23 protein-coding genes are annotated in these 24,574 nt (G+C 67.9%); 15 read left to right on the forward strand and 8 right to left on the reverse strand.

Annotation, left to right across the window (positions count from 1 at the left end):
- Nucleotides 1-61: 61 nt before the first annotated feature.
- Nucleotides 62-1,102 carry an L-glyceraldehyde 3-phosphate reductase gene (mgrA, locus tag GK109_RS16130; protein WP_157241639.1) on the forward strand — a complete coding sequence of 347 codons (1,041 nt, stop codon included), beginning with the start codon at nucleotides 62-64 and terminating at the stop codon, nucleotides 1,100-1,102.
- 163 nt (nucleotides 1,103-1,265) lie between these two features.
- Nucleotides 1,266-2,351, forward strand: coding sequence for an inositol-3-phosphate synthase (locus GK109_RS16135; protein ID WP_370460642.1), 1,086 nt, complete (start codon nucleotides 1,266-1,268; stop codon nucleotides 2,349-2,351).
- A 124-nt stretch (nucleotides 2,352-2,475) separates the two neighbouring features.
- Here the strand turns inward: GK109_RS16135 and GK109_RS16140 are convergent, their stop codons facing one another.
- Nucleotides 2,476-3,093: a MerR family transcriptional regulator gene (locus GK109_RS16140; protein WP_157241640.1), complete on the reverse strand. Its 618-nt coding sequence runs from the start codon at nucleotides 3,091-3,093 to the stop codon at nucleotides 2,476-2,478.
- Between the two features lie 92 nt (nucleotides 3,094-3,185).
- On the opposite strand from GK109_RS16140, the gene GK109_RS16145 reads away from it, so the two are divergent.
- A complete protein-coding gene (locus GK109_RS16145; protein ID WP_157241641.1) occupies nucleotides 3,186-3,743 on the forward strand; it encodes a DUF2306 domain-containing protein in 558 nt (185 codons plus the stop codon).
- A 44-nt stretch (nucleotides 3,744-3,787) separates the two neighbouring features.
- Here the strand turns inward: GK109_RS16145 and GK109_RS16150 are convergent, their stop codons facing one another.
- The 3 genes from GK109_RS16150 to GK109_RS16160 all read right to left on the reverse strand — a co-directional run bounded on the left by GK109_RS16150 (nucleotide 3,788) and on the right by GK109_RS16160 (nucleotide 8,270).
- The gene (locus GK109_RS16150; protein WP_157243037.1) at nucleotides 3,788-5,464 is read right to left on the reverse strand and encodes a formate--tetrahydrofolate ligase; all 1,677 of its coding nucleotides are present in this window, start codon (nucleotides 5,462-5,464) and stop codon (nucleotides 3,788-3,790) included.
- A gap of 43 nt (nucleotides 5,465-5,507) precedes the next feature.
- Nucleotides 5,508-6,773, reverse strand: coding sequence for a D-inositol-3-phosphate glycosyltransferase (gene mshA, locus GK109_RS16155; RefSeq protein WP_157241642.1), 1,266 nt, complete (start codon nucleotides 6,771-6,773; stop codon nucleotides 5,508-5,510).
- Nucleotides 6,774-6,848: 75 nt separating this feature from the next.
- Nucleotides 6,849-8,270, reverse strand: a complete 1,422-nt coding sequence (locus GK109_RS16160; protein WP_157241643.1) for a 6-phospho-beta-glucosidase — start codon at nucleotides 8,268-8,270, stop codon at nucleotides 6,849-6,851.
- A 69-nt stretch (nucleotides 8,271-8,339) separates the two neighbouring features.
- Between GK109_RS16160 and GK109_RS16165 the strand changes: the two genes are divergently transcribed.
- Genes GK109_RS16165 through tsaD form a run of 6 tightly spaced genes read left to right on the forward strand, consistent with a single transcriptional unit; the run spans nucleotide 8,340 to nucleotide 13,566 of the window.
- The gene (locus tag GK109_RS16165) at nucleotides 8,340-9,431 is read left to right on the forward strand and encodes a carbohydrate kinase family protein (RefSeq protein WP_157241644.1); all 1,092 of its coding nucleotides are present in this window, start codon (nucleotides 8,340-8,342) and stop codon (nucleotides 9,429-9,431) included.
- Nucleotides 9,432-9,472: 41 nt separating this feature from the next.
- Entirely contained in the window at nucleotides 9,473-10,693 is a 1,221-nt protein-coding gene (alr, locus tag GK109_RS16170) for an alanine racemase (RefSeq protein ID WP_370460643.1), read from the forward strand.
- Complete coding sequence (gene tsaE / locus GK109_RS16175) at nucleotides 10,690-11,271, forward strand: tRNA (adenosine(37)-N6)-threonylcarbamoyltransferase complex ATPase subunit type 1 TsaE (protein WP_321214037.1); 582 nt, start codon at nucleotides 10,690-10,692, stop codon at nucleotides 11,269-11,271. Before alr ends, tsaE begins: the two co-directional genes overlap by 4 nt.
- Entirely contained in the window at nucleotides 11,271-11,942 is a 672-nt protein-coding gene (gene tsaB, locus GK109_RS16180; protein ID WP_157241645.1) for a tRNA (adenosine(37)-N6)-threonylcarbamoyltransferase complex dimerization subunit type 1 TsaB, read from the forward strand. Before tsaE ends, tsaB begins: the two co-directional genes overlap by 1 nt.
- Nucleotides 11,943-11,986: 44 nt before the next feature.
- Nucleotides 11,987-12,466 carry a ribosomal protein S18-alanine N-acetyltransferase gene (gene rimI, locus GK109_RS16185; protein ID WP_157243039.1) on the forward strand — a complete coding sequence of 160 codons (480 nt, stop codon included), beginning with the start codon at nucleotides 11,987-11,989 and terminating at the stop codon, nucleotides 12,464-12,466.
- The gene (gene tsaD, locus GK109_RS16190; protein ID WP_157241646.1) at nucleotides 12,463-13,566 is read left to right on the forward strand and encodes a tRNA (adenosine(37)-N6)-threonylcarbamoyltransferase complex transferase subunit TsaD; all 1,104 of its coding nucleotides are present in this window, start codon (nucleotides 12,463-12,465) and stop codon (nucleotides 13,564-13,566) included. The genes rimI and tsaD overlap by 4 nt, the downstream gene beginning before the upstream one ends.
- Before the next feature lie 15 nt (nucleotides 13,567-13,581).
- On the opposite strand, the gene GK109_RS16195 is transcribed toward tsaD, so the two are convergent.
- Entirely contained in the window at nucleotides 13,582-14,733 is a 1,152-nt protein-coding gene (locus GK109_RS16195; RefSeq protein ID WP_370460644.1) for a glutamate--cysteine ligase, read from the reverse strand.
- A gap of 377 nt (nucleotides 14,734-15,110) precedes the next feature.
- Here GK109_RS16195 and GK109_RS16200 point away from each other — a divergent pair, with 377 nt between their 5' ends.
- Nucleotides 15,111-16,544, forward strand: coding sequence for a glycoside hydrolase family 3 N-terminal domain-containing protein (locus GK109_RS16200; RefSeq protein WP_157243041.1), 1,434 nt, complete (start codon nucleotides 15,111-15,113; stop codon nucleotides 16,542-16,544).
- Nucleotides 16,545-16,653: 109 nt separating this feature from the next.
- Nucleotides 16,654-17,451 (forward strand): shikimate 5-dehydrogenase, encoded by a 798-nt coding sequence (locus GK109_RS16205; protein ID WP_157243042.1) that lies wholly within the window; start codon nucleotides 16,654-16,656, stop codon nucleotides 17,449-17,451.
- On the opposite strand, the gene GK109_RS16210 is transcribed toward GK109_RS16205, so the two are convergent.
- Nucleotides 17,435-18,718 carry a class I SAM-dependent methyltransferase gene (locus GK109_RS16210; protein ID WP_157241647.1) on the reverse strand — a complete coding sequence of 428 codons (1,284 nt, stop codon included), beginning with the start codon at nucleotides 18,716-18,718 and terminating at the stop codon, nucleotides 17,435-17,437. The genes GK109_RS16205 and GK109_RS16210 overlap by 17 nt on opposite strands.
- Before the next feature lie 54 nt (nucleotides 18,719-18,772).
- Here GK109_RS16210 and GK109_RS16215 point away from each other — a divergent pair, with 54 nt between their 5' ends.
- Complete coding sequence (locus GK109_RS16215; RefSeq protein ID WP_157241648.1) at nucleotides 18,773-19,150, forward strand: hypothetical protein; 378 nt, start codon at nucleotides 18,773-18,775, stop codon at nucleotides 19,148-19,150.
- Here the strand turns inward: GK109_RS16215 and GK109_RS16220 are convergent.
- Nucleotides 19,078-20,010: a DMT family transporter gene (locus GK109_RS16220; protein WP_370460645.1), complete on the reverse strand. Its 933-nt coding sequence runs from the start codon at nucleotides 20,008-20,010 to the stop codon at nucleotides 19,078-19,080. The genes GK109_RS16215 and GK109_RS16220 overlap by 73 nt on opposite strands.
- A 226-nt stretch (nucleotides 20,011-20,236) precedes the next feature.
- Here GK109_RS16220 and groES point away from each other — a divergent pair, with 226 nt between their 5' ends.
- Together groES and groL are read left to right on the forward strand one after the other, a co-directional pair.
- Nucleotides 20,237-20,530 (forward strand): co-chaperone GroES, encoded by a 294-nt coding sequence (groES, locus tag GK109_RS16225; RefSeq protein ID WP_003805290.1) that lies wholly within the window; start codon nucleotides 20,237-20,239, stop codon nucleotides 20,528-20,530.
- Between the two features lie 77 nt (nucleotides 20,531-20,607).
- Nucleotides 20,608-22,218 carry a chaperonin GroEL gene (gene groL, locus GK109_RS16230; protein ID WP_157241649.1) on the forward strand — a complete coding sequence of 537 codons (1,611 nt, stop codon included), beginning with the start codon at nucleotides 20,608-20,610 and terminating at the stop codon, nucleotides 22,216-22,218.
- A 102-nt stretch (nucleotides 22,219-22,320) separates the two neighbouring features.
- Here the strand turns inward: groL and GK109_RS16235 are convergent, their stop codons facing one another.
- Nucleotides 22,321-22,923 carry a dihydrofolate reductase family protein gene (locus GK109_RS16235; protein ID WP_321214032.1) on the reverse strand — a complete coding sequence of 201 codons (603 nt, stop codon included), beginning with the start codon at nucleotides 22,921-22,923 and terminating at the stop codon, nucleotides 22,321-22,323.
- Nucleotides 22,924-23,001: 78 nt separating this feature from the next.
- Here GK109_RS16235 and GK109_RS16240 point away from each other — a divergent pair, with 78 nt between their 5' ends.
- On the forward strand, nucleotides 23,002-24,525 hold the full coding sequence (locus tag GK109_RS16240; RefSeq protein ID WP_157241651.1) for an ATP-dependent DNA ligase: 1,524 nt from the start codon (nucleotides 23,002-23,004) through the stop codon (nucleotides 24,523-24,525).
- Nucleotides 24,526-24,574 lie beyond the last annotated feature (49 nt).

Genomic DNA, 24,574 nt, shown 5'->3' on the forward strand with positions numbered 1-24,574 from the left:
CCGCGGCGTAACTTTTGCGCTCCGGACTGTAGCGCCCGTCACAACTGGCAGGATGGAACGTATGACTTATTCAGCCGCGGAAAACCGCTATGAATCCATGCCCTACCGCCGCGTCGGCCGGAGCGGCCTGAAACTCCCGGCCATCTCGCTGGGCCTCTGGCACAACTTCGGTGACGACAAGCGCTTTGACGAACAGCGCGCCATCCTCCGCCGCGCCTTCGATCTGGGCGTGAACCACTTCGACCTCGCCAACAACTACGGCCCGCCGGACGGCTCCGCCGAAACCAACTTCGGCCGCCACCTGCAGGATGACTTCAAGCCCTACCGGGACGAGCTGGTCATCTCCACCAAGGCCGGCTACTACATGTGGCCTGGCCCGTACGGGGAGTGGGGCTCCCGCAAGTACCTCATCTCCAGCCTGGACCAGTCGCTGCAGCGGATGGGCCTGGACTATGTGGACATCTTCTACAGCCACCGGCCGGACCCCGAGACGCCCATGGAGGAGACCATGGGCGCCCTGGACTACGCCGTCCGCTCCGGCAAGGCGCTGTACGCCGGCATCTCGTCCTACACACCCGAGCAGACCCTTGAAGCCGCCCGCATCCTGAAAGAGCTCGGCACCCCGCTGCTCATCCACCAGCCCAGCTACTCCATGCTCAACCGCTGGACCGAGAACGGAACCCCGAACCTGTACGAGGCGCTCGACCAGGTGGGTGCAGGCTCCATCGCCTTCTCCCCGCTGGCCCAAGGCATGCTCACCGACCGCTACCTGAACGGCATCCCCGCCGATTCCCGGGCGGCCAAGGCACGTTTCCTCTCCGAGGACGCCATCACGGAGGAGAAGCTGGACCGGATCCGGGGCCTGCACAGGATCGCCGAGGGCCGCGGGCAGTCGCTGGCCCAGATGGCCGTTGCCTGGATCCTGCGGGACCAGCCGAAGGGCTCGCCGGTCACCTCCGCCCTCATCGGCGCCTCCAGCGTCCGCCAGCTGGAGGACACCCTGGCCGCCATCAACAACCTCGAGTTCACCGCGGACGAGCTGAACGCCATCGACGAGTTCGCCGTTGAATCGGACATCAACCTCTGGAAGCAGCCTGCCTGATTCCGTTACCGTGATTCCACAGAGTGGGACGGGGGAACAAGCCCCGGTCCCACTCAGTTGGATACTATGAAAACGCGCCGCTTGGCGCAGAGCCTGCCGCGCCGCCGTCGTCCATTCTTCGACGCGATCGCGGCGGGCTGACGTTTGTCCTCAAAGGAGTTCCGTGTCTTCACATCCGATTCGTGTTGCAATCGTCGGCGTAGGTAACTGCGCCGCTTCGCTGGTCCAGGGCGTCCACTACTACAAGGACGCCGACCCCAAGGCCACGGTTCCGGGCCTGATGCACGTTGAGTTCGGCCCGTACCACGTGGGTGACGTTGAGTTCGTCGCCGCGTTCGACGTCGACGGCAAGAAGGTCGGCGTTGACCTTGCCGACGCCATTCTGGCCAGCGAAAACAACACCATCAAGATCGCTGACGTGCCGCCCAGCGGCGTCACCGTCCAGCGCGGCCACACCCTCGACGGCCTGGGCAAGTACTACCTCGAGACCATTGAGCAGTCCACCGAAGAGCCCGTGGACGTCGTCCAGGCGCTCAAGGACGCCGAGGTTGACGTCATGGTCTGCTACCTGCCGGTGGGGTCGCAGGAAGCCGCCGAGTTCTATGCCCAGTGCGCCATCGACGCCGGCGTCGCCTTCGTGAACGCCCTGCCCGTGTTCATTGCCGGGACCAAGGAGTGGGCTGACAAGTTCACCGCCGCCGGCGTACCGATCGTGGGCGACGACATCAAGAGCCAGATCGGTGCCACCATCACGCACCGCGTCATGGCGAAGCTCTTCGAAGACCGCGGCGTCACCCTGGACCGCACCTACCAGCTGAACGTCGGCGGCAACATGGACTTCAAGAACATGCTGGAGCGCGACCGCCTGGAGTCCAAGAAGATCTCCAAGACGCAGGCTGTGACGTCGAACGTCGAAGCCGAACTGGCTGCCAAGGACGTGCACATCGGCCCGTCCGACTACGTCCAGTGGCTTGACGACCGCAAGTGGGCGTTCGTCCGCCTTGAGGGCCGCAACTTCGGCGACGCGCCCGTGTCGCTCGAATACAAGCTGGAGGTCTGGGATTCCCCGAACTCCGCCGGCGTGATCATCGACGCCATCCGCGCCGCCAAGATCGGCCTGGACCGCGGCATCGGCGGACCCCTGCTCTCGGCATCGAGCTACTTCATGAAGTCCCCGCCGGAGCAGTTCAACGACGACCTCGCCCGCGAAAAGGTGGAAGCCTTCATCCGCGGAGACCTCGAGCGCTAACCCTCCAGTCCGGTTTGCCCCTGAGACCGTCTCTCACTTGACGCGGGTTTCTGGACGATCCTCTCTCACTTAACGTGGGCTTTCACGCGGCGCTCTCTCACTTCGGTGGGGGAGCGCCGCGCCTTTAATCCTGGTATCGGCGGATGGCGTGGCTGGCCTGGGCGAGTGCCAGGAGTTTGAGCAGAAGCTGGCTGTGCATATGCATGCCGACGGCGGCAGTAAGTATGAGCCTGTCGGTGCTCTCCGGGGCGGTCGTTGCGGCAATGTCGATTCCGGCCACATCGTCCATCGCCTTGCTGTACGCCTCCAGCACTGTCGCTGAGACGGCAATCTTGAGGCCCGCCATCAGCTCCAGGTGGGCCGTGAGTGCGTTCCGGGCGTCACTTGGGGAATCCGGCCAGCCGCGGAGACGTACGACGGCGGCAGTCGCCTCTGCCGCTTCGCCACCGATCGCCGTGGTGTAGTTTCCGAGATCCAGCACCACCCGCTGGACCGCAGCTAGGAGATCGAGGCGGGGCACGCCGTCGTCGGCCATTTTCACGAGGCCGCGGATTTGCCCGATGTTGAGGCCCACTATCCGGCGGAGCGCCTGGATTAATTCGAGCCGCTCGAGATGACTGGCTGAATACTCGGCACGGGTTGCGTGAACGGCCTCGCCCGGCGGAAGCAGGCCCTCGCGCAGGTAGTACTTGATGCTTGCGGGTGTGACTCCTGACCGCTGGCTCAGTTCATGGAGCTGCATCCCGCCTCTTTTCCTGCCCGTCTGTTTGGATAGTGAATCCGGCCCCGGCTATCCTGATGTACACACTTGGATAGTGGCTCTATCCTAGGCCTATGGAGCCTTGGAATGTCCTACTTGCCAGCCACGTGGTTGCCGCCCTTTTTGTTCTGGCCATCGGGCCCTTGCAGATGCTGCGCCCACGGCGAGACCGCCTCCACCGCACCATGGGCTACTTATGGGTGGCTGCCATGTACTACGTCTGCTTCAGCAGTTTCTGGATTGTGTCCGACGGGCATTTCAGCTGGCTGCACGGGCTCTCGGCCTTCACCATCGTGACCGTTACTCTGGGCCTGGTCAGTGCCGTTCGCGGCAACATCGCATCGCACAGGGGAAACATGATCGGCAGCTATATCGGAATCGCGGTGGCGTTTATCTTTGCCGTCACAGTGCCCGGGCGGGCGATTCCGAAGTTGGTCAGCGAGGACCCCATTTCCGTGGCGTTCGTCTGCGGGCTTGTGGTGCTGACTACGGTGGCGATCTTCGTTTCGCTGAAGCGCGGAGACCGGATGGGCGTGACGTCGCGGACCGTTGTGACCGCACAAGCGTCGGCCGCACGGGTCCCTGACTCGTCGGAAGTGAGAGAGCGTCTGTGGAAAGCCCGCATCAAGTGAGAGAGGATCGCAGGAAAGCCCGCATTAAGTGAGAGAGGATGCGGCTAGGCGAGGCCCACGGGGTTGCCGTCGCCGTCCACGTCCATCCGCATTGCAGCCGGCGCGGCGGGCAGCCCGGGCATGGTCATCACCGCTCCGGTCAGGGCCACAATGAAGCCGGCACCGGTCTTGGGCAGGAGGTCCCTGACGTGGATGGTGAATCCCTTGGGGGCGCCCAGGCGTGAGGCGTCGTCCGTGAACGAGTACTGGGTCTTGGCCATGCATACGGGGAGGCCGCCCCAGCCGTTCCGCTCGATATCGGCCAGCCGTTTCAGGGCCGGTACGGAGAAGTCCACCCCGTCCGCCCCGTAGATTTCCTGGGCGATGGTCCGGATCTTGTCCTCCACCGGCAGCCCCAGCGCGTACAGGTGCCGGAAATTGTTTGGCCCCGCCACCGTCTTCGCCACGAGCGCCGCAAGTTCATCCCCGCCGTCACCTCCGCCGCCGCGTCCCCACACATCGGCGACGGCGGCCGGCACTCCTTCCGCCGCGCACCACGCCAGCAGCCAGTCGAGTTCCTCGGCCGAGTCGGAGGCGAACCTGTTGATGGCCACCACGGGCGGAACCCCAAATTTCTCCACGTTCCGCACGTGCCGGTGCAGGTTGGCCATTCCCGCCTCGAGGGCGGCGAGGTTCGGTGCGGTGAGCTGGTCCTTGGCCACTCCGCCCTGCATCTTCAGGGCCCGCACCGTTGCCACCACCACCACCGCCGAGGGGGCCAGGCCACCGGTCCGTGCCTTGATGTCCATGAACTTCTCGGCACCAAGGTCGGCGCCGAAGCCCGCCTCCGTGACCACAATGTCGGCCAGCCGCCGGGCCGTTTGGGTGGCAATGAGCGAATTGCAGCCGTGGGCAATGTTGGCGAACGGGCCGCCGTGGACCAGGGCGGGGGTACCGGCGATGGTCTGCACGAGGTTGGGCTTGACGGCTTCCTTCAGCAGCAGCGTCAGCGCCCCCTGCACGCCGAGATCCGCCACGGTCACGGGCGACCGGTCAAAGGTGTAACCGAACGTGATCCGGCCCAGTCGGGACCGGAGGTCGGCCAGGTCCGTGGCCAGGCAGAAGACCGCCATGATCTCGGACGCCACGGTGATGTCGAAACCGTCCTGGCGCGGGACGCCCTGCGTGGGCCCGCCCAAACCTATGACCACCTCCCGCAGTGCGCGGTCGTTCATGTCCAGCACCCGCTTGAACGTCATGCGCCGGGGATCGATGTTGAGCTGGTTGCCCTGGTAGATGTGGTTGTCCACCAGGGCCATCAGGGCATTGTTGGCGGCCGTGACGGCATGGAAATCCCCAGTGAAGTGGAGGTTGATTTCGTCCATCGGCAGCACCTGGGAGTAGCCGCCGCCGGTGGCGCCGCCCTTCATGCCCAGCACCGGGCCCAGCGAGGGCTCGCGCAGGGCGATCATTACCTTGTGGCCGGCCCGGGCAAGGGAATCGGCAAGCCCCACCGTGGTGGTGGACTTCCCCTCGCCGGCGGGGGTGGGGGACATCGCGGAGACCAGCACCACCTTCCCTGCCGGGGCCGGAGCCTGCAGCCGCGCGGGGTCGATCTTCGCTTTGTAGCGCCCGTACTGTTCCAGGGCGTCAGCGTTGATGCCGGCCGCAGCTGCGATTTCCTCGATGGGCCGGATCCGTGCCGTCCTGGCGATCTCCAGGTCACTTGGGGTGGAAGGCATCATTGTCCTTTGCTTGGCGGGTCCGGTGGGGTGTAGGGGGTGGTCAGGAGGCCGGAAAGGCCTGTACCAGCCTGCTCCCCGAGTAGCGGTCGACGGCGGCGTGGTAGCTTTCGAGCGTGATGGCGGCGGTGCGGGCCCATCCGGAGTTCTGGGCGCGGATGGCGGCTGCCCGCCCCATGTCCTCGCGGGTGGCGGGATCGTCATAAAGGGCCTCAAGCGCATCAGCCCAGTCGGCGGCGTGGTGCCCGTCCACCAGCAGCCCGGTCCTGCCGTGGAAGATCGCCCGCGACAGCCCGCCCACCCGCGTGGCCACCACCGGCGTGCCGCAGGCCTGCGCTTCGAGCGCCACCAGCCCGAAGGACTCGCTGAAGGAAGGCATCACCACTACGTCCGCCGCCCTGAACCACGCCGCAAGTTCCGGCGCCGTGACCGGCGGAAGCTGCGTGACGACGTCGTCCATGTCCGCCTCGGAGACCAGGCGGCGGAGGTTGAATTCCTTGTTACCGCTCAGCGAGCCAAGGATGGTGACCTGGAGGTCGATGTCCGGGCGGCGCCGCCGGAGCAGCGCGGCGGCCTTGACCAGGACCTGGGGCCCCTTCAGCCGCTGGATGCGGCCGGCGAAAACAAGGTGGAACGTCCCGGGACGGATGCCCCGTTCTGCCCGGGACCGTGCCCGGAAGGCAGGCGTGAAGGTGCTGAGGTCCACGCCGGGCGGGGCGATGTCGATCCGGTCGTACGTGGCGCCGTAATGCGAAACGAGTTCAGCGGCCTCGGCACTGGTATTGGCAATCAGCCGGGCCGCTCCGTCCACGATCCGGTGCTCGCCCAGTTCCCGCCGCCGCGGCTCCGGCTGCTCACCCGATTCCAGGAGCAGGTTCTTGACCTTGGCCATGGTGTGCATGGTGTGGACCAGCGGCACGCCCCAGAGTCCGGACAGCTCCAGCCCCGCGATTCCGGAGACCCAGTAGTGCGAATGGATCACGTCGTAGCGCCCGTGCGGCTGGCGGCGGCGGATCTGCTCGATCTCGGCAACCATGCTGTGCAGGAGGCCAGGAAGTTCTTCCTTGGGAATCTTCTTCAGGGGCCCGGCCAGGACGTTATGGACGCAGACGCCGGGATCCGGGTGCTCGACGGCGGGCTGGTTGGCCGAGGTGGACCGGGTGAAGATCTCCACCTCAACGCCGGCTTCGGCCAGCGCGGATGCGAGTTCGCGGATGTAGACGTTCATCCCGCCGGCGTCGCCGGAGCCCGGCTGCTCCATGGGGGAGGTATGGAGGGAGAGCAAAGCGACCCTGCGGATCAGTGCCATGGGACCTCCTTCCGGCCACCGGCGTGTCCTGGCAGCGCCGGTAGTGTGCGCATCCGATAAAACACTACTCCTCCCTTAACGCCCGCCACGGCGCCACAGGTCCCGGAGCTCGGGGAACTCCCGCTCATAACCCGCCAGCAGCTGCGCGGCCAGCTCCCGGGAATCCACCAGCGGATGGCGCGTGAACGCGTCCAGGGCCGCGTCCCGGTCACCGGCCGTGGCCGCCCGCACCGTCAGCCACTCCACCTCCTTGACCCGCCGGAGGAGTGCCAGTTGCGGCTCCGGGGGAGCCTGCTGGGCCAGCGGCAGCGCGCCGTCGGCCGTCACCGTGCAGGGAACTTCGACGACGGCGTCCGCCGGCAGCCCGGGAATCGCCGGTTCAAGGGCGGCAGGGCCTGCGGTGGCCGGCTCAGGCGTGCTTGTCTCCGCTGGGCGGGAGAGGGAGTTGCGGGTGTTGAGGATCAGCTGCGTGCCGCCTCTTCCGGACAGGGCGTGCATTGCGGCAAGGGCCACCCGCTCGTAGCCGCCGCCCGCCAGGTCGGCCTCGTCCCGCTGCCCGCCCTCATGGCGGGCCTCGGCCAGGTAGCCCTCCTCGCGGGACCGGCGCGCCTCTTCCCACAGCCGGAAGGCATCGGCGCCCGCCGCGGCCAGCCGTGGATAAAGCTCCTGCTGCTGGCTGTGGATGGTTTCTCCGCGGGTCCGGGCCATGGCGCGCATCGCCGTCCGCGCGGCGTCCTGCCGGTAGTAGTAATAGAGGTACTCGTTGGGCAGGGCGCCAAGGCCGGCCAGGAACGGCTGCGGGAAGAGCCGGCCTTCCTCGAACGAGCCCAGCGCCCGCGGGTCCCGGAGCAGCTCCGGCAGCACATCCCGCCCGGCGGACTCCAGCCGGTACAGCCAGCCCAGGTGGTTGAGCCCGTAGTAGCCCACGCCGTCGAGCCGTCCTTCCGGAAGCGCCGCGCCGGCCGCCCGTGCGGCCCGCTGCACCAGGGCCCCTGCGGAGTCGCAGATGCCGATCACCTTCCGGCCCAGCTCAGGGAACAGCGCCTCCGTGACCATGCCCGCTGGATTGGTGAAGTTGATCAGCCAGGCATCCGGGCAATGCTCCCTCATCAGCCGGGCCAGTCGAAGCATGTGCGGGATGGTCCGCAGGGCGTAGGAAATCCCGCCCGCGCCCGTCGTTTCCTGCCCCAGCAGGCCAAGGTCCTGAGCCACCTTTTCGTCCGCCACCCGTCCTGCCGTCCCGCCGGGCCGGATCGCGGCGAACACCATCCCGGCACCGTCCAGCGCCTCGGGAAGGTCGGTGGTGGAATGGACGGGAAGGCGTGCACCGGGTCCTCCCGGCATGCTGCGAAGAACAGCGGTGACAGCCTCGAGGCGGGCGGGGTCGACGTCGTACAGCACAAGGTCGCTGACCATCCCCGCAAAGCGGCCGGAGGCCAGCGCCCGGTATATCAGCGGCACCCGGAAACCCCCGCCGCCGGCAATAAGAAGCCGCATAATCAGCAGTCTAGGCCCGCGCCCGGCAGGCCCCTACCGGATGTCCGCGGCAGGGCGTAGTGTGCGGACATGGACGCGATCCCAGCCCGCCCCTTCGACCCCCTGGAAGCTGTCCGCCCGCCCTCCACTCCCGGATTCGACGTGCTGCTGGCCGGAACAGTTTTCCAGGACATCATTTTCACGGGCCTTCCGCACGCGCCGGAGCCCGGCACCGAAATCTGGAGCGACGGCATGGGCAGCTGCCCCGGCGGGGTTGCCAACCAGGCCATCGCCGCGGCACGGCTGGGACTGAAGACAGGACTGGCCGCCGCGTTCGGCGACGACGGCTACGGGGACTTCAACTGGAAGATTCTCTCCGGCCAGGAGCACGTGGACCTCTCGCTGTCGCAGAAAGTGCCCGGCTGGCACTCACCCGTCACCGTCTCCCTCTGCGTGGAGAAGGACCGGTCGATGGTGACCCACGGCCACGCCGCGCCCATCACCTCCTCCGAGCTGATCGGGGACCCCCCTCCTGCGCTCGCAGGCATCGCGGAAGTGGGCAGGGAGATCGAGCCGTGGGCCAAGGCAGCCCACCACGCGGGGGTCAAGCTGTTCGGCGACGTCGGCTGGGACCCGAGCGGAGAATGGGCGCCCGCCCGGCTGGACAACCTGCAGTACTTCCATGCCTTCCTGCCCAACCAGCGCGAGGCCATGGCCTTCACCGGGAAGGACGATCCCTGGACAGCCCTCTATGCGCTGGCGGACCGGGTCCCGGTGGCCGTGGTGACGCTCGGTGCCCAGGGTGCCATGGCCGTGGACTCCGAAACGGGGGAGGAGGAATGGGTGCCGTCGCTTCCGGTCAAGGCCTACGATCCCACCGGCGCGGGGGACTGCTTCGACGCCGCGTTCATCGTTGGCAGCCTCGCTGGCTGGCCGCTGGGCAACAGGCTGCGTTTTGCCAACCTCTGCGCCTCGCTGGCGGTGCAGGAGGTGGGCGGATCGCTGGCCGCCCCCGGCTGGGGAGATATCGCCGACTGGTGGAAGCGCGCCAACGCCCGTCCCGAGCGCCAGACAAGCCAATGGCTGAGGCGCTTCGGCTTCCTCGCCGACATCATCCAGGACGTCCCGCTCGCCGCCCAGCGCCGGGCTTCGGCAACCATCGCCCACCTCTCGGACGCCTGACGGATTATTCGGCCTGAAGCGCCAGCACTAGAATCACTAGGGTGACTTACCCCGCAACAACCGGAGAATTCAGCGCTGCCCCGGGGCCCGGCCCCCGCTATGAACGGTCGGCCGTGATCGACCTCGACGCGATCCGGCACAACGTCCGGCGCCTGGCCGCCGCCGCCTCCCCTGCGAAAGTCATGGCCGTGGTCAAGGCTGATGCGTACGGGCACGGTGCGGTCCCGGTGGCGCGGGCAGCCCTGGAGGCAGGCGCCGCCTGGTTGGGCGTGGCCCACATTTCCGAGGCCCTGGCGCTGCGCGCTGCCGGTATCGACGCGCCGCTGCTCGCCTGGCTGCACACCACGGAAAGCAACTTCGGTGCTGCCGTGGCGGCCGGCGTCGACATTGGCTGCTCGGGCTGGGAGCTGGAAAGCATCGTGGCCGCGGCCCGGGAGCAGGAGCGCCCCGCCCGCATCCACCTGAAAGTGGACACCGGACTGGGACGGAACGGAGCCGCCCTGGACACCTGGGACCAGCTGGTGGGCGAGGCCATGGAGCACCAGGACCAGGGCCTGCTGCGCGTAGTGGGAATCTTCTCCCACCTTGCGGTTGCCGATGAGCCCGAGCGCCCCGAAACAGACCAGCAGCTGGCCACATTCCGGGAGGTCCTTGCCGTTGCCGAGGACGCCGGGGTGGACCCGGAGGTCCGGCACCTTGCCAATACCCCTGCCACGCTCTCCCGGCCCGACACCCACTTTGACCTGGTCCGGGTGGGCCTTGGCATCTACGGCCTCTCGCCGTTCAGCGGGCAGAGCTCAGCCGAGCTGGGGCTGCGTCCGGCCATGACCCTGCGGACCCTGGTGTCACAGTGCAAGGACGTGCCGGACGGGCAGGGCGTCTCCTACGGCCTCCGCTACCACACCAGCGGCCCCAGCACGCTGGGCCTGATCCCGATGGGGTATGCCGACGGCGTCCCGCGCGTCGCTACCGGCGGCCCTGTCCGGGTGGCAGGCACGACCTATCCCGTGGTGGGCCGGATTGCGATGGACCAGATGGTCATTGACATGGGCGACGCCGGCCCCGCCAGCGCGGACCTGCTGGGCGCGGAGGCGGAACTGTTCGGCGACGGCGCGGACGGCGGCCCCACCGCCGATGACTGGGCGCGGGCGGCCGGCACCATCAACTATGAGATCGTCACCAGGATCAGCCCCAGGGTGCCGCGCTGCTTCGTCAACGAAGAGGACCCGGGCTCCGTGTCCAGCCAGGAGAAGCTCCCGTGAGCACCAATGGCGAGGCTGCCCTGCCCAACTGGGAACAGACTTTCACCGCGACGACGGCGGAGCAGACCCATGCGCTCGCCGTCCGCCTTGCTGCGGTCCTGGAGGCCGGGGACCTGCTGGTGCTGAGCGGCGAGCTGGGTGCCGGGAAGACCACCTTCACCCAGGGGCTGGGAGAGGGGCTGGGCGTCCGCGAGGGCATCATTTCCCCAACGTTCGTCCTGGTCCGCATCCACCCCAACCTGCCGGCGGGACCACGGCCCGGCGGCCCGGACCTGGTCCATGTGGATGCCTACCGGCTGGGATCAGCAGCCGAGATTGACGACATCGACCTTGAAAACACCATGGACTCCTCCGTCACGGTGGTGGAGTGGGGCAAGGAGCGGGTGGAACACCTCAGCGAAAGCAGGCTGGAGATCGACCTGCACCGGGCCATCGGGCTCGGCACTGGCCTGCCCTCGGCCGGCCTGGACTTCGACACGGAAGACGCGGACGAGCCCCGCACCATCGTCATGCGCGGGTACGGTCCCCGCTGGCCTGAAGCCCCGGCGCTCGGCGCCGCGAAGGAAGGCGTCCGCTGATGCTGATCCTCGCCATTGACACCTCCGCCGTAGCCAGCGCCGCCCTGGTTTCAGACCATGTGCCGGAAGGAGTGCTCGCCAGCTTCTCCACAGAGGACACCCGCAGCCACGCCGAGGTCCTTGCCCCCGGGATCGCAGGGATGCTCGCCGACGCCGGCGTTACCGGAAACGACATCGACGCCCTGGTTGTGGGGGTGGGTCCCGGGCCTTTCACCGGGCTGCGGTCCGGAATCGCCACCGCGAGGACCCTGGCCTTTGTCTGGGGCAAGCCCCTCCACGGGCTGATGAGCCTGGATGCCGTGGCCCTGGAAGTGGCGGAATCCTCGGCGGCGGTGAGCGAGTTCCTCGTGGCAACCGACGCGCGCCGCAAAGAGGTCTACTGGGCTCGCTACAGCCTCACGGAAGGCCAGCTTCCAGTCCTGGAAGACGGCCCGCATGTCAGCTTCGCCGCCGACCTGCCCGACCTGCCCGCTTTCGGTGCCGGAGCCGGCCTTTACGCGGACGTACTGAAAGTCCACCCCGACTTCGCGGAGGAACAGCCGGACGCCCTGTACCTGGGGCAGTTCGCGCTGGCCAGGCTGGCGGCCGGCAACGGACTTCCCGACTCCACGCCGCTGTACCTTCGGGAATCCGACGCCCAAGTCCCCGGACCAAGGAAGAGGGCCCTGTGAACGCCACGCCCGGCTCCCGCAGCCAGGACGTCACCGTCCGCGACATGACCCTGGACGACATCCCCGCCGTCAGTGCCCTGGAACAGCGCCTCTTCCCGGTCGATGCCTGGCCCCTGCAGATGTTCCTCGACGAACTGTCCCAGCCGGAAACCCGCCGCTACCTGGTGGCGCAAGGCAGCGACGGCATCGTGGGCTACGCCGGCCTGATGTGCATTGAGCCCATCGCGGACGTCCAGACCATCGCCGTCGTCCCTGAATATGAGGGCCGGGGCATCGGCACCGCGCTGCTCACCAGCCTCCTCGACGAAGCCCGGCGCAGGCGGGCGGCGGACGTCCTGCTGGAGGTCCGGGCGGACAACCCGCGGGCCCAGCAGCTGTATGTCCGCTTCGGCTTCGAACAGATCCACGTCCGCCCCCGGTATTACCGCGACGGGACCGACGCCCTCATCATGCGCCTCCAGCTCACCGGAACCCCGGGAACAGGCACTGAAGACGCGAATCCCATGGAAGGACGCCGGCCATGAACCGCTCGCAGCCACTGGTGCTGGGCATCGAATCGTCCTGCGACGAGACCGGCGTCGGCGTGGTCCGCGGCACAACGCTGCTCACCAACACCGTGTCCTCCTCCATGGACGAGCACGTCCGGTTCGGCGGTGTCATTCCCGAGATCGCCTCCCGGGCCCACCTGGATGCCTTCGTTCCCACCCTGGAACAGGCGCTTTCCGACGCCGGCGTGACCCTCGACGAGGTGGACGCCATCGCCGTCACGTCCGGTCCTGGCCTGGCCGGAGCCCTCATGGTGGGGGTGTGCGCGGCCAAGGCGCTGGCGGTGGCCACCGGCAAGCCCCTGTACGCCATCAACCACCTGGTGGCCCACGTGGGTGTGGGACTGCTGGACGGGGGCGCTCCGGCCGGAACGGCCCCTGGTACCCCGCAGCTGCCCGAGAACCTCGGCGCCCTGCTGGTCTCCGGCGGCCACACTGAAATCCTGAAAATCAACAGCATTACCGACGACGTGGTGCTCCTCGGCTCCACCATCGACGATGCCGCCGGCGAAGCCTACGACAAGGTGGCCCGCATCCTGGGCCTCGGGTATCCGGGCGGACCGGCCATCGACAAGGTGGCCCGCACCGGCAACCCGAAGTCCATCCGGTTTCCCCGCGGCCTCAGCCAGCCCAAGTACATGGGCACGGCCGAGGAGCCCGGCCCGCACCGCTATGACTGGTCCTTCAGCGGCCTCAAGACGGCGGTGGCCCGCTGCGTGGAGCAGTTCGAGGCGCGCGGCGGGGAGATTCCGGTGGCTGACATTGCGGCCGCCTTCCAGGAGGCCGTGGTGGACGTCATCTCTTCCAAGGCCGTCCTGGCCTGCCGTGAGCACGGCATCAAGGACGTGCTCCTGGGCGGCGGCGTGGCGGCCAACTCAAGGCTGCGCGAGCTCACGGGCCAGCGCTGCGCCTCCGCCGGGATCAGGCTGCACGTGCCGCCGCTGGACCTCTGCACGGACAACGGCGCCATGGTGGCGGCACTGGGCGCGCAGCTGGTGATGGCGGGAGTGGAACCCAGCGGCCTCCGCTTCGCCCCGGACTCGTCCATGCCGGTCACCTCGGTGTCCCTCCCGGCGTAAACCGCGGGAAGGGGCCTAAGCGGTGGGGCCGTTGCGCATCTGCTTGACCAGGTCCAGGACCACGGCCCGGAGGTCTCCGCCGTGTTCGGCGGCCACGCGGCGCTGGCGCTGGTAGCCGGCACCGCGGCGGATGATCTTTTCGACGTCGGCCAGCTCGTCCGGGCAGCCCAGCTTGGCGGCCACGGGCTCAAGCCGGTTCAGGGTCTCCAGCAGGTGCTCGGTGACCAGCTGCTCGTGGCCCGCGGCGTCCAGGATGATAATGGCGTCCATGCCGTAGCGGGCTGCGCGCCACTTGTTTTCCTGGATGTGCCAGGGCGGCATGGTGGGGATGGTGCCGCCGTTGTCCAGGATCGTGGAGAACTCGTCCACCAGGCACTGGGTGAGGGCCGCGATGGCGCCCACTTCCTCCAGCGTGGCCAGGCCGTCGCAGATGCGCATCTCAATGGTGCCCAGGTTGGGCACCGGCCGGATGTCCCAGCGGATCTCCGAGAGGGTGTCGATCACGCCGGTGGTGAACATGTCCTGCACGTAGGACTCGTACTCCTCCCAGGACTTGAACTGGAAGGGCAGGCCGGCGGTGGGGAGCTGCTGGAACATCAGCGCCCGCTGTGAAGCGTAGCCGGTGTCCTCTCCGCCCCAGAACGGGCTTGATGCGGAGAGCGCCTGGAAATGCGGGAAGTAGTTGACCAGGCCGTCCAGCACGGGCAGCGCCTTGTCGCGGCGGTCCAGGCCGACGTGGACGTGCACGCCGTAGATGACCATTTGCCGGCCCCACCACTGGGTGCGGTCGATCAGCTTGGCATAACGGGCCTTGTCCGTCACCGGCTGCAGCTGCGGCGGGCTGAACGGGTGGCTTCCGGCACAAAAGAGTTCCACGCCCATGGGATCGGTGATTTCGCGGACGGCGGCCAGGGAACGGCTGAGGTCCTCCTTGGCTTCAGCGGCGGTCTCGCAGATGCCGGTCACCAGTTCAACGGTGTTCAGCAGCAGTTCCTGCTTGATGTGGGGATGCTCGTCGTCATCATTGAGTTCCGGGTGTCGTGAAGAAACGCCGCGAAGCACCTCATTGGCTACGGACGCGAGTTCGCCTGTCCTGCCGTCCACCAGCGCGAGTTCCCACTCAACTCCCAGCGTTGACTGCCTTGAGGGGGCGAAATCGATCTTCACTCATTTCCTAACTGTCCTGTTTGCCGCTGGCTCACGCCGTCACTGACAGGCTGTTGCCGGCAGGCGAACGGATGGTTCAAGTCTAGTGCAGGGGTAGCATCGTATTGATGGCCTTGTTCCAACACCTGCGTGAGAGTCCTAACAAAACCTTCCCCCTCCTGGCGGCAGCCTCCGCCGCAGTAGCCCTGGCGTCCTGTACGGCCGCACCCGGCCCCGTCCCGTCGTCGGCCCCTTCTGCGCCAGCCTCGCCCGCCGCATCGCCGAGTACGACGACGGCGCCCGCCACCTCCTCCCCGCCACCTGATCCGGGTGCCCGGCCACTGGGCTGGGGGCCCCGGCAGCGCGACCAGGACAAGGCCGCCGCGGCGGTGGCGGCGATGACCACCGAGGAGAAAGCCGGGCAGGTCCTCCTTCCGTCCTTCAAGGGCAAGGAGGTGGAGGCCCACGCTGCCGCCATCGAGCGCCTGCACCTTGCCGGGTCCATCATCATGGGCGACAACGTTCCGCTCGACCCCCAGGGCAGGCTGGACGTGTCCGGCATGGCCGCCGTCAACCAGCGGCTGGCCCAGGCTGCAGCCGCCGGCGGCCGGCCCTGGCCCGGGATCATCGCGGTGGACCAGGAAGGCGGCCAGGTTGCCAGGCTGGGGGCACCCCTGACGGAATGGCCCACGCCCATGAGCTACGGGGCCGCCGGGAGCGTGCCACTGGCCAAGGAGGCCGGGCAAGGGCTGGCTGCGGAGCTGGTGCCGCTGGGGTTCAACGTGGACTTCGCTCCCGATACGGACGTCACCGTCGGCCCGAAGGATCCCACCATCGGTGCCCGGTCCATGTCCTCGGACCCGGGCGCTGCCGCTTCGCTCGGCGTGGCATTCTCCCAGGGGATGCTCGCCGCGGGCGTCCTGCCTGCGGTCAAGCACTTCCCGGGGCACGGTTCGGTGGCCGTTGATTCCCATGTCAGCCTCCCCGTGCAGCCCGCCGCCGTTGCGGACCTCGGCGGCCGCGACTGGAAACCGTTCGGGGCCGCCATCGCCGCCGGTTCGCCCATGGTGATGACAGGTCACATCGCTGTCCCGGCGCTGCAACCCGGCGTCCCGGCGTCGCTCTCCGGACCCACGTATGCCGCACTGCGGGGCCTGGGCTTCAACGGGGTGGCGGTGACGGACGCCCTGAACATGGGCGCCGTGGCCAAGCAGTACCCCGGCGGAACCGCCGCCGTGATGGCCCTTGCCGCCGGAGCTGACCTCCTGCTGATGCCGGCCGACGTGGGGCAGGCGCATGCGGCCATCGTCCAGGCCGTCGCCTCCGGCGCCCTGCCGCCTGAGCGCCTGGACGAGGCCGCCCGGCGGGTGGCAACGATGATGGCGTGGCACGGCAGGACCGCTGCGGCGAACGGTGCGCCGGCGGGAAGCGGGGGAGCCCTCTCAGCCCGGGTTTCCGCCTCCGCCGTCACCGTGCTCTCCGGACCGTGCAGCGGACCCCTGGTGCCCGGAGCGGTGCGGGTGGCCGGCGGCGGGCCAGGGGACAGGGCCCGGTTTGAGGCCGCTGCCGCCCGGGCCGGACTGTCCGTGGGCTCCGGGCCGCTGGTCAGCCTCATCGGCTACGGCGGGCGCGGGGCGGACGGGGACATCGCCGTCGCGCTCGATGCTCCCTGGCCGCTGCAGGACTCGCCCGCTCCGGTGAAGATAGCCCTCTATGGCCGCACCGACGGTGCCTTTGACGCCCTGGCCGCCGTCCTGGCAGGGAAGGCGCCCGCCCCCGGGAAGCTGCCCGCCGCCGTCGGAAGCTTCCCGGCCGGCACCGGCTGCCCCTAACCCAACTAGGTAGCGCTAAGTGTCGTTTTGGGGGCTCAAAACGACACTTAGCGCTACCTAGTTGGGCGGGAGCGGGTTAAATGGTGGGGTGCCCATTCTGAATAAAGACATGACCCTCTGCATCTCGCTCTCGGCCCGGCCCAGCAACAACGGGACCCGGTTCCACAACCACCTGTATGAGCAGCTGGACCTCAACTGGATCTACAAGGCCTTCGCCCCCACCAACCTTGAACAGGCCATCGCCGGGGTCCGGGGGCTGGGCATCCGCGGTTGCGCCATCTCCATGCCGTACAAGGAGGACGTCATCGCCCTCGTCGACGAGATGGACCCCTCGGCCAAGGCCATTGATTCAGTGAACACCATCGTGAACACGGACGGGCACCTCAAGGCCTACAACACCGACTACACGGCAATCGAACAGCTTCTGGCCGCCAACAAGGTGCCTACGGGCTATTCCGTCCTGGTCCAGGGCGCGGGCGGGATGGCCAAGGCCACTGTCGCCGCGCTTCGGGACGCCGGCTTTACCGACGTCACGGTCATTGCACGGAACGAAACCACGGGCCGGGCGCTCGCAGAACAGTACGGGTTCCAGTGGCGCGCCGAACTCGACGGCGGGACCGCCGACCTGATCATCAACGTGACGCCGATTGGCATGGCGGGCGGATCCGAGGCAGGTGCCCTGGCCTTCCCGCAGGAAGCCATCGACGCCGCCAAAGTGGTGTTCGACGTGGTTGCGCTGCCCGCCGAGACGCCGCTGGTCAAGGCTGCGCGGGCGGCGGGGAAACCCGTGATTACCGGTGCGGAAGTGGCAACCATCCAGGCCCTGGAGCAGTTCGTGCTGTACACCGGCATCCGGCCCACTGCCGGGCAGGTGCGCGCGGCGGAAGAGTTCATGCGCGCGCAGTAGCCGTTTCTTCGCGGGCAGTGCCCGGCACCGGCTCCACCACGATGGCCACCCGGTCCTCCCCGATACGGGTCAGGACCAGGGTGGCTGTTTTGGTCCCGGCCTTCTTGCCGGAGTTCTTTCCGGCTGCGCTCTTCCCCCCTGGCAGGAGCTGCCTGCGGAGCTCCTCGGGAGTGACGGCGGTGCCGCGCTTTTTGATGTCCAGCACCCCGATGCCCTCTGCCTTCACCCAGGCCTTGAGCGCCTTGACGTTGTAGGGCATCACGTCCAGGACCTTGTAGGCGCGCGCGAACGGTGTATCCACCAGCTCCGGTGCGCACACATAGGCGATGTGCTCATCCACCAGGTGTCCGCCAAGCTGCAGCGCGACGTCGGCCACCAGGCCGGCCCGGATCACCGCGCCGTCCGGTTCGTAGAGGTAGCCCTCCACCGGCCCCACCGGAGCGGCAGGACCGGCGCCGAAGTCTTCTCCGCTGGTCAGCTCCGCCGCGCCCCGGGCGCCGAGCACCAGAGCGGCCCGGCGGACTCCGGGCCGGCGCACTGCGTTGAACCACAGCGCAACCTCGGTGACGTCGCCCGCCACCGAAACCCACTGTGCCTCACAGCCGGCCGGAACGGACTCGTGCGGCATGCCCGGGCCCATCTTGACCCCGACGGCCAGGCCGGACGCGGCCAGGCCCTCAACGAAGGACAAGGGCGGCGAAAAGGCTTCAGGGTCCCAGATCCGCTTGGTGCCCGACGTCGAAGTGACCCGGCGCGCGGGATCCAGCCAGACGCCGTCGACCCCGTCCAGCGGCACCGCCGTGGCGTCTGCGTGGACCACGGTGGCGTTGGGGAACGGAATGAGGTTCACCGTGGCGCAGGCCGCCGTCGTCTCGTCCATCTCCACAGCGGTGACGTTGATGTCCATGGAAGCCAGCGCCAGCGAGTCCGCGGCCAGGCCGCAGCCTAGGTCCGCCACGTGGCGGACTCCGGCCTCGGCGAACCTCTGGGCATGGCGGGCGGCGACGTTCAGCCGGGTTGCCTGTTCCAGCCCTGCCTGGGTGAACAGCATGCTGCGGGCGAACTCACCGAACTTCGCCGCGGCCTTGGTGCGGAGCCGGGACTGGGTCAGGACGGCGGAAACCAGTTCGGGGGAGTGGCCGGCCTTGCGGAGGGCCGAGTTCAGCTCGAAGGACTTCTCTTCCTGGTAGGGGCCCAGGGACGCCAGGAGCTCCCAGCCTTCAGGGGTGAGCAGCGGTGCAATCTGGTCCTGGGGAGCGTGAGCCATGGGTTCCAGCCTAGTGGAGGAGCGGGCCGCCGCTATGCCGATAGTGTTGAAGCCATGAACCAGAGTGCAGGTCCGCAGCAGCCCCGTCAGCACCAACCCGGGGACGGCGGCCCGGCGAGGTTCGCCCGGCCGGCACTGATCGCAGGTTCCGTGGTGGCGGTGGTGTGCCTGGCGCTCCTGGTGATCATCTTCTTCCTGGACACCTTCAACGCCACCGTCTATTCGGTGGGCGGCAACGACATCAAGGACGACACCCAGGAGGCCCGGGATATCCGGGGGCTGTACGACGGAGCCCGGGCCGGCAGCGTCGTCTTCCTTGCCGCGTCGCTGTTGACCGCCCTGGTCTCTGCCTTCCTCCTCTACCGGGGGCGGAACTCCGCAGGCGGGGCCGACGGCGGAGAGGACGTCGACTTCGACGACCTGGGCCGCTGAGGTGGCCTGCCGCCCGCGCTGGTGAGCAGGACCCCGGAAATGACCAGGACGCCGCCCAGGACCTGCGGGACCGTGATGGGCTGGCCAAGGGCCACCGTGATGATCGCGGTGAAGACGGCAATGAGGTTCAGGTAGTTTCCGGCATTGGCAGCCGAGGTGCGCTTGAGTGCAAGGTTCCAGAGCAGGTAGGAACCCAAGGAGGGGAACAGGGCAATGTAGGCCAGCGACCAGCCCTCCGAGGCGGTGGCCGGCAGCCCTGCCCCGGTGGCCACCGCAAAGGGAACCAGGACAATCGCAGCCATGGCCACCTGCACCGCGGTGGACGTAATCGCCGGGACGGAGAGCCTGCGGGCGATGATCGTATAGAAGCCCCAGACGGTGATGGCGGCCACGATCAGCAATTCGCCGGCATCAATCGAGAAAGTCAGCAGCCGCTGCAGGTTGCCTCCGGTGAGGACCAGCAGGACGCCTGCCAGGCCCAGGGCAACGCCCACCCAGCTCAGGGGACCCGGCCTGTCCCGAAGCAGGATGGCGGCCAGGACCATGATCAGGGCCGGGTTCGCAGCCGTCACCAGGGAGGCGTTCAGGGCAGAGGTGTGCCCCAGCGCACTGTAGAGCAGCAGGGTATAGGCGCTCATCCCAAGGCAGCTCAGGAGCAGGAGCATCGGCCAGCGGCGCAGGACAGCGCGCCAGTCCGGCCGGTCCACCGCCTGTGCCAGGGCCAGCAGCGGCACGGCAGCCAGGGCCCAGCGCCAGAAGGTCAGCTGGAGCGGCTGCATGGTTTCCATGGCGGCCTGGCCTACAACGAAGTTACCCGCCCAGAAGAGGGTGGCAAGGGTCAGGTACAGGGCTGCTCGCACCGGTCAAATGTACATGGATTGGTGTCCGCCCATGACGAAACGCTGGCACTCGCCTTGACCGAGTGCTAAGCCTTACATAGAGTCATCATTAGCACTCTCCCTAGGAGGGTGCTAACACATGAAGAGCTGCCAGCCTGGCTGCTGCCGGCACCGCGACGACGGTTTGCCAGCCAGGGCGGAAAGCTTTCCAGTCCACGAATTTGCTGACGAAGAAGGAGAGGTCCGAGTGTCGGTCTCTATTAAGCCTCTTGAGGATCGTATTGTTGTCCGCCCGCTCGAAGCCGAGCAGACCACGGCTTCCGGCCTGGTCATCCCGGACTCCGCACAGGAGAAGCCGCAGGAAGGCGAAGTTGTTGCAGTAGGCCCCGGCCGCTTTGAGGACGGCAACCGCGTTCCTGTCGACGTAGCCGTTGGCGACGTCGTTATCTACTCCAAGTACGGCGGAACCGAAGTCAAGACCGGCGGCACCGAGTACCTCGTGCTGTCCGCCCGCGACGTCCTGGCGATCGTCGTAAAGTAACTCTCCGGATCCCCGTGCCGCTGGTCATGCATTCTGCTGGTCGGCTGCGCGGGGTTCTGTCTTGAAAGGACAAAACCATGGCAAAGCAGCTTGCGTTTAACGACGCTGCCCGCCGGTCTCTTGAAGCCGGCATCGATAAGCTCGCCAACACCGTCAAGGTGACGCTCGGCCCCCGCGGCCGCAACGTCGTCCTGGACAAGAAGTGGGGCGCTCCCACCATCACGAACGACGGCGTCACCATCGCCCGCGAAGTGGAACTGGACGACCCCTACGAGAACCTTGGCGCGCAGCTGGCCAAGGAAGTCGCAACCAAGACCAACGATGTTGCCGGTGACGGCACCACCACGGCAACCGTCCTGGCGCAGGCCCTGGTCAAGGAAGGCCTGCGCAACGTGGCTGCAGGCGCAGCTCCCGGCCAGATCAAGCGGGGCATCGAGGTTGCCGTTGAGGCCGTCGCCGCCCGCCTGCTGGAGAACGCCCGCCCCGTTGAAGGCACCCAGGTGGCCAACGTTGCAGCCATCTCCGCCCAGAGCGACGAGATCGGCGAGCTCCTCGCCGAGGCATTCGGCAAGGTGGGCAAGGATGGTGTGATCACCATCGAGGAGTCCTCCACCACGCAGACCGAACTGGTCCTGACCGAGGGCATGCAGTTCGACAAGGGCTACCTGTCCCCGTACTTCGTCACGGACGCGGAACGCCAGGAAGCAGTCCTCGAGGACGCCCTCATCCTGATCAACCAGGGCAAGATCTCCAGCATCCAGGAATTCCTGCCGCTGCTGGAAAAGGCGCTGCAGGCTTCCAAGCCGCTGTTCATCATTGCCGAAGACGTTGAGGGCGAGGCACTGTCCACGCTGATCGTCAACCGCATCCGCGGCACCCTGAACGTCGTCGCCGTCAAGGCTCCCGGCTTCGGTGACCGCCGCAAGGCCATGCTGCAGGACATCGCCACCCTCACCGGTGCGCAGGTTGTGTCCCCGGAACTGGGCCTCAGCCTGGACACCGTCGGCCTTGAGGTGCTGGGCACCGCCCGCCGCATCACCGTCACCAAGGACAACACCACCATCGTTGACGGCGCAGGCTCGGCCGAAGACGTGGCAGCGCGCGTGGCCCAGCTCCGCGCCGAGCTGACCCGCACCGATTCCGACTGGGACCGTGAAAAGCTCCAGGAACGCCTGGCCAAGCTGGCCGGCGGCATCGGTGTCATCAAGGTTGGCGCAGCCACCGAGGTTGAGCTCAAGGAGAAGAAGCACCGCATCGAGGATGCTGTTTCCTCCACCCGAGCTGCCCTGGAAGAGGGCATCGTGGCCGGCGGTGGCTCGGCCCTGATCCACGCCTTGAAGGCACTGGATGAGGACCCGGCCGTCAAGGCACTCGAAGGCGACGCCGCCGCTGCCGTGGGCATTGTCCGCCGCGCGCTGGTCCAGCCGCTGCGCTGGATTGCCCAGAACGCCGGTTTCGACGGCTACGTCATCACCGCCAAGGTTGCCGAGCTCGAAACCAACAACGGCTTCAACGCCAAGTCGGGCGAGTACGAGGACCTGATCGCTGCCGGTGTCATCGACCCCGTCAAGGTCACCCGCGCGGCCCTCCGCAACGCGGCTTCCATCGCTGCCCTGGTTCTCACCACCGAGACCCTGGTTGTCGAGAAGCCTGCCGAGGAAGACGAGCACGCGGGACACAGCCACTAGCAAATAGCTGCGCACGGGCAACCGTGTAACGCAAAAAACCGGTCCAGCCTCCGCTGGGCCGGTTTTTTGTTGCCCCGGGGCCGTCCGTTCAGGGCATCCGCTCTACGCTCCCGGCATGTCCTGCGTTTCCACGTCGCCGGTGCGCTCGTAGGCCAGCGACACCGCCCCCTTCGGGAAACTGCGTGCCGGCTCCGCGAGGCGGAAGGACGCAGGGATGGTCCCGGCGTCGAACAGGCGCTTGCCCTGCCCGAGGGTTATCGGATAGAGCCAGAGGTGGAGGCGGTCCAGTACGTTTGCCGCGAGCAGCGAACGGATGAGGACGCCGCTGCCGAACATGTGCACCTGGTCGTATTCCTCCCGCAGCCGGCCCGCGGCCGTGGCATCCGGCAGGACTTTTGTGCCCGCCCAGCCCGGAGAGGTGAGGGTGCCGGAGACAACGTACTTCGGCACCCGGTTGAGCGTGCCCCCGATATCACCGGACTGGCGGGGCCAGTACGAAGCGAAAATGTCGTAGGTTTTCCGGCCGAGAAGCAGGGCGTCGATCTGGCTGATCTCAGCCTCGATGGCCGCTTCAGCCTCGTCGTCGGACACGGGCGCCTGCCAGCCGCCGAAGGCGAAGCCGCCCGCAGTGTCCTCCTCGCGGCCGCCGGGCGCCTGGTAGACGCCGTCGAGGGTGATGAACAGGTTGGCGATAATGATCCCCACCAGCCCATTTTGGGACGGAGTTCCGGCCCTGTCCAGCATCCGCCGCCCGCGGCACAACAGCCGTGGCAGACTGGGGCAATGCTGCTCGACGAGCTCGTGAGTACTTCGGATGCCGTCGCGTCCACCCGGTCCCGGCTGGCGAAAGTGGACGCACTGGCCCACCTGCTGCGCCGCCTCGAGCCCGCGGAGATCGCGACGGCGGTGGGCCTGCTGGCTGCCAGGCCGCGCCAGGGCCGGGTAGGGATTGGCTGGCGCGGCATGTCAGCGGCCATGGGGGAGCCGGCCGCCGAGCCCAGGCTTACTGTCGCAGACCTCGATGCGGCGTTGGACCGGCTGCTCGCAACAGCAGGCGCGGGATCGGCAGCAGAACGTGCTGCGACCCTCAGGACGCTCACAGCGGCAGCTACTGAACGCGAGCAGGCATTCATCGCCGGCGTGCTGCTGGGAGAACTGCGGACCGGTGCGCTCGAAGGCGTCCTGGCGGATGCGGTTGCCCGTGCCTCCGGCCGGCCGGTCGAGGCCGTGCGCCGGGCGGCCATGCTCTCCGGCGACCTGGGCGACACCGCCGTCCTGGCGCTCACGGGAACGCCTGCCGAGCTTGACGCCGTCGGACTCGTCGTGGGACGCCCCGTTCAGCCCATGCTCGCCTCAACCGCGGCCAGCGTCGGCGCGGCGCTGGAGGTCACCGGGGAGGCGTCCGTGGAATACAAGCTCGACGGCGCACGCATCCAGGTGCACCGCACCGGCGACGACGTGCGCATCTACACACGCACCTTGGCGGAAGTGACCCACAGGCTGCCTGAGGTGGTGGAGGTGGTGCGAGGACTTGGGGTGCGGGACGTGATCCTCGACGGCGAGACCCTCGCCCTGGACGAGGACGGCGGCCCCCGGCCGTTCCAGGAAACCATGTCCCGGTTCGGGGCGGACGCTGCACGCGAGACCCTGCTGCATCCGTGGTTCTTCGACGTGCTGCACATTGACGGGCGGGACCTGCTGGATGAACCCTTGTCCACCCGCATCGGCGTGCTTGAAAGCATCGTGCCCGGGCACAGGATCCCCGGGGAGATCACGGCGGACGCGGCTGTTGCCGAAAGGGTGTCGCGCGATGCACTCGCCGCCGGCCATGAGGGCGTGGTGGTGAAGGCCGTGGGGTCCCCTTACGCGGCCGGCCGCCGGGGCTCCAACTGGATCAAGGTGAAGCCGGTGCTCACTTACGACCTGGTGGTGCTCGCCTGCGAATGGGGCTCGGGCCGGCGCACCGGGCTGCTGTCCAACCTGCACCTTGGCGCCTTGGACCCCACGGGTGAGTTTGGTGATCCCGGCGGCTTCGTCATGGTGGGCAAGACCTTCAAAGGCCTCACTGATGAGCTGCTGCGCTGGCAGACCGGGCGGTTCCAGGAACTCGAGGTGCGGCGCACGGCGGGCACCGTCTGGGTAGAGCCGGTCACGGTGGTCGAGATTGCCATCGACGGTGTACAGCAGTCGTCCCGCTATCCAGGCGGTATCGCGCTGAGGTTCGCGCGCGTAAAACGCTACCGGGACGACAAGCCGGCCGCGGAAGCGGACACCATCCAGACCCTGCGGGGGCTGCTGCGGCCGTAGCCGGACCCGCCTCTTCCAGCCGCTTGTGCCCGGTGTGTACCGGGCGTAG

It is taken from the genome of Pseudarthrobacter sp. GA104, assembly GCF_009741265.1.
Taxonomy (GTDB): domain Bacteria; phylum Actinomycetota; class Actinomycetes; order Actinomycetales; family Micrococcaceae; genus Arthrobacter.